We start from the raw sequence: 4,238 nt of genomic DNA, 5'->3' as shown, positions 1-4,238 counted from the left end.
TGGGGGGAGGCGGCGGGGACGGCGGTCGCGCGAACGGGGAAGCCGTCCATCGCCGAGTTGTCGAAGAGGGGGATGTCGTGAGCTGCCGTCGCGGGTTCCGCGAGGGTGCGCTGGGCGGCGTCCCTGATCGCACGCGTCTCGGTCGGGAGCGTGCGCACGGCCGCGAGCACCAGCGCGAGCTGTTCCTCGACCGACCGGCGGGGGCCGTTCGCGGCGCTCATGCCGACACCGCCGAACGGATGGTGATCTCGTGCTGGCGGGCGGCGAGCGAATCGATCACCACGAGGCGACCGAGCAGTGGCTCACCCGCGCCGGTGACGAGCTTGACGACCTCGCCGGCCAGCATTCCGCCGATCTGCACGCACAGCGCCCCGAGCACCCCCACCTGTGCGCAGCTGGGGGGCTCTCCCTCGGTGCCGAGCGGGAAGAGGTCGGTCAGCACGACCGGGTCGTGCTCGGGCGGATTCGACCAGAAGACCGTGGCCTGCGCATGCCACTCCTGCACAGCGCCCCAGACGAGGGGCACTCCCAGCGCCTCGGTCGCTGCGGCGACGTCGCGGCGGGTCGGGAAGGAATCGCTCGTGTCGACCACGATGTCAGCGCCGGCCAGCAGGCGCTCCGCGTTCGTGGAGTCGAGTCGCTCGGCTGCGGTCACGACCTCGGCATCCGGGGACAATGCGGTGATCGCGCGCTCGGCGGAAGAGGTCTTGGGTCGGCCGATGTCTTCGACGCGGTGGGCGAGCTGGCGCTGCAGATTGGTGAGCTCGACCACATCGTCATCGATCACGGTGATGGTGCCGATGCCCGCCGCGGCGAGCGCGAGAAGCACGGGGGATCCGATGCCGCCTGCCCCGACGACGGCGACGTGGGCGGCCGCGAGGCGACGCTGCCCCTCTTCTCCGATGCCCGCGAGCACTGCGTGCCTGGCCGTGCGGACGAGCTCGGCAGGATCGAGCGAAGGGGCGGGGTCGACGAGCGGCTGCATGGCACCAGGCTATGCCCGAGGTGCGACGTTTCGGCTGCCACCGCGGGTATCGTTCGAACTCCGATGCGACCTCGTGCCGGGAAGCGGCGATTCTCCCGCAGATGCGGTTGATATCGACTGTCAGCGCCGCATCTGCGGTAATCTTCCTCCATGCAGACCTTTCGGATCGCTCGCGCGGCTCAACTGCTCGGAGTGAGCGACGACACGGTGCGGCGCTGGATAGACCAGGGCCTGTTGCCGACCACCGACGCCGTGCCTGCCGAGGTCCCCGGCGATGCCCTCGCCGCGCGTGCCGTCGCGCTGGTCGAAGAGGCGGCCGATCCGATCGGAGCGCTGTCGAGCGCCCGCAATCGCTTCGTCGGCATCGTCACCCGGGTGCAGATCGACGGGCTGATGGCGCAGATCGACCTGCAGTCAGGGCCCCACCGTGTCGTCTCGCTGATGTCGGCCGAGGCCGCGCGCGACCTGAATCTCGAGGTGGGGTCTCTCGCCACCGCATCCGTCAAGGCGACGCAGGTCGTCGTCGAAGTGCCGAGGGGCTGAGATGAACCGCTTGCTCCGAAGGACTGCCACGATCGCCCTGGCCACAGCTGCCGTGCTGGGGCTCACCGCGTGTGCGACCGCCGCCGAAGCCCCCGCGCCCTCCGACACCGTGGGCACCGCCGAGACCGCCGTCAGCGGCGAGCTCACCGTCTACGCCGCAGCCTCGCTCTCGGGCGCGTTCGACGAGATCGGCGATGCCTTCACCGAGGCCAACCCCGACGTGCAGTTCAGCGGTGTGTACGACGGATCGTCGACACTCGTCACCCAGCTGCTCGAGGGTGCTCCGGCCGACGTGTTCGCCTCGGCCGATGAGGCCAACATGCGCAATCTCGAGGATGCCGCGGTCGATCCCGCACTGTTCGCCTCCAACACGCTCGTGATCGCCGTGCCGGCGGGCAACCCCGGCGGCGTCGAGACCCTCGACGATCTCGCTGACGTCACCACCGTGCTGTGCGCCCCCGAGGTCCCCTGCGGCGCGGCATCCGCGGCGCTGCTCTCGAATGCCGGCGTCACGGTCGATGCCGCGAGCCTCGAGCAGAACGTGACGGCGGTGCTCACCAAGGTCGCAGCCGGCGAGGCCGACGCCGGACTCGTGTACGCGACCGATGTGATCGGTCGTGACGACGTCGAGGTGATCGTGCCTGACGGCGCAGACGAGGTCGTCAACCACTATCCGATCGCGGCGCTGTCGGAGGCCCCGAACTCCGCGGCCGCTGAGGCGTTCGTCGCCTTCGTGCTGTCGGACGAAGGCCAGAGCATCCTGGCGGACTTCGGGTTCGGAGCCCCGTGAGTGCGACCGGGGCGCGCGGGTATGCGCCGCGCGCGCTGGCCATCCCCGCGCTGATCGGGCTGGCATTCCTCATCCTGCCGCTCGCGGCCCTGGTCGCCCGCGTCGAATGGTCGACCTTCGTCGCGGATGTGACATCGGAGGCCGCCCGCTCAGCACTGCTGCTCTCGCTCGGCACAGGACTCGTCGCCACGGCGATCTGCATCGTGATCGGGGTGCCGCTGGCGCTGACGATCGCCCGCTCGGGCCCGCGTCTCGCCGCCGTGCTGCGGGCCGCCGTCACGGTGCCGCTCGTGCTGCCGCCGATGGTCGGCGGCGTCGCGCTGCTCTACCTGTTCGGGCGGGCGGGGTGGTTCGGAGGGCTCGGGCTCTCGTTCAGCACCCCGGCCGTCGTGCTCGCGCAGACCTTCGTGGCGCTGCCCTTCCTCGTGCTCGCCGTCGAAGGGGCCGTGCGCACCACGGGGGTGGAGTACGAACGCACGGCCGCAGCGCTGGGTGCCGGCCGCTGGACGATCCTGCGCCGCATCACCCTGCCGCTCGCAGCCCCGGGGATCGTCGCCGGTGTGGTGCTCTGCTTCGCGCGCGCGATCGGCGAGTTCGGTGCCACCGCGCTCTTCGCCGGCAACCGCCCGGGCGTCACGCAGACCATGCCGCTCGCGATCTACACCGCGTTCAACGGGGCAGGGGTGTCGCAGGGGGCTGCGGTCGCCCTGGCGCTGCTGCTCCTCGCCGCGGCCATCGTCGTGCTGCTGCTCGTGCGGGGCTGGCGGCCGGGGGCGGCACGATGAGCGGGAGCGAGGGGCTGCGGGCCCGCGTCGTCGTGCAGCGCGAGCATTTCACCGTCGATGTCTCGCTGCAGGTGGAGACCGGTGAGACGGTGTCCGTGATGGGGCCGAGCGGGGCCGGCAAGTCGACACTGCTGCAGGCGCTCGCCGGCCTCCAGCGCCTGGACGGCGGCGAGATCGCGGTCGAGGGTCGTGTCGTCGACCGGGTCGAAGCCCCGCGCGTGCAGACCGAGCCGATGCGTCGTGGCGTGGTGCTGCTCGGGCAGAAGCCGCGGCTGTTCCCACACCTGTCGGCGCGTGAGAACGTGGCGTTCGGGCCGCGCGCGGCCGGCGCCGACGTGCGTCGTGCGCGAGCGGGTGCCGACGACTGGCTCGAACGGGTCGGACTCCCCGGCGCCGGCGGCCGCATGCCGCACGAGCTCTCGGGCGGCGAGCAGCAGCGCGTCGCGGTCGCCCGCGCGCTCGCCGCGTCGCCCCTTGTCGTGCTGCTCGACGAGCCTCTCGTCGCCCTCGACCCCGAGACGGCAGGAGACATCAGGCGGATGCTGCGCGACCAGCTCGTCTCGACCACGACCGTCGCGGTGACGCACGATGCTGCGGACGCCGTGGCCCTGGCCGAGAGACTGATCGTCGTCGAGGCCGGGCGGGTGACCCAGTCGGGGCCGGTGCGCGAGGTGCTCGCCGCTCCGGCATCCGGTTTCGTCGCCTCGATCGCCGGGGTCAATCGCCTGGTGGGGGTGGCGAGCGGGGGAGCGTGGAGCAACGGAGACGTGCGTGTGCCCAGCACGGATGCGGCGTCTCAGGCGCTCGCGGCCGTGGACGGCGCGGCGCTCGCCGCCGTCTTCCGTCCGGGGGATGTTCGTGTTAACCCTGCGGCCCCAGAGTCCTGGCCCGCGGTGGTGGCGCGGATCGAGCCCACGCTGGGAGGGATGCGCGTGCACACCGACGCCGGCGCGGTCGACCTGTCGCTGAGCGCTGGATCGGGCCTCGCTCCGGGAGACCGCCTGCGACTGCGGATCGATCCGGCGCTGGTGCGCTACGTCGCCGTGCCGGTGTGATCTGAGCGGCGGCTCCTCGTGCCTCGGACCTGAGGGCTGAGGGAGTGCCGCATGGCTGGACGGATGCTGTTGCCCACCCC

Annotated in this window: 5 protein-coding genes and 1 pseudogene; 4 read left to right on the top strand and 2 right to left on the bottom strand. The window is 71.9% G+C overall.

Annotated elements, in window-relative coordinates:
* Positions 1-221: pseudogene (locus tag J7E68_RS04125) on the bottom strand (molybdopterin molybdenumtransferase MoeA); the annotation flags it as partial.
* A complete protein-coding gene (locus tag J7E68_RS04120; protein WP_215170111.1) occupies positions 218-985 on the bottom strand; it encodes a HesA/MoeB/ThiF family protein in 768 nt (255 codons plus the stop codon). The gene J7E68_RS04120 and the pseudogene J7E68_RS04125, both read right to left, overlap by 4 nt.
* A gap of 150 nt (positions 986-1,135) precedes the next feature.
* Here J7E68_RS04120 and J7E68_RS04115 point away from each other — a divergent pair, with 150 nt between their 5' ends.
* The 4 genes from J7E68_RS04115 to J7E68_RS04100 are packed head-to-tail and all read left to right on the top strand — an operon-like array spanning position 1,136 to position 4,158.
* Positions 1,136-1,528, top strand: coding sequence for a TOBE domain-containing protein (locus J7E68_RS04115; RefSeq protein ID WP_215170109.1), 393 nt, complete (start codon positions 1,136-1,138; stop codon positions 1,526-1,528).
* 1 nt (position 1,529) lies between these two features.
* Positions 1,530-2,318, top strand: a complete 789-nt coding sequence (gene modA / locus J7E68_RS04110) for a molybdate ABC transporter substrate-binding protein (protein WP_215170107.1) — start codon at positions 1,530-1,532, stop codon at positions 2,316-2,318.
* A complete protein-coding gene (gene modB, locus J7E68_RS04105) occupies positions 2,315-3,103 on the top strand; it encodes a molybdate ABC transporter permease subunit (RefSeq protein WP_215170105.1) in 789 nt (262 codons plus the stop codon). Before modA ends, modB begins: the two co-directional genes overlap by 4 nt.
* Positions 3,100-4,158 carry an ABC transporter ATP-binding protein gene (locus J7E68_RS04100; RefSeq protein ID WP_215170103.1) on the top strand — a complete coding sequence of 353 codons (1,059 nt, stop codon included), beginning with the start codon at positions 3,100-3,102 and terminating at the stop codon, positions 4,156-4,158. Before modB ends, J7E68_RS04100 begins: the two co-directional genes overlap by 4 nt.
* Positions 4,159-4,238: the final 80 nt, after the last annotated feature.

This window comes from Microbacterium sp. ISL-103 (assembly GCF_018613995.1).
Taxonomy (GTDB): domain Bacteria; phylum Actinomycetota; class Actinomycetes; order Actinomycetales; family Microbacteriaceae; genus Microbacterium.
This window is presented reverse-complemented; position numbering and strand designations above follow the sequence as displayed.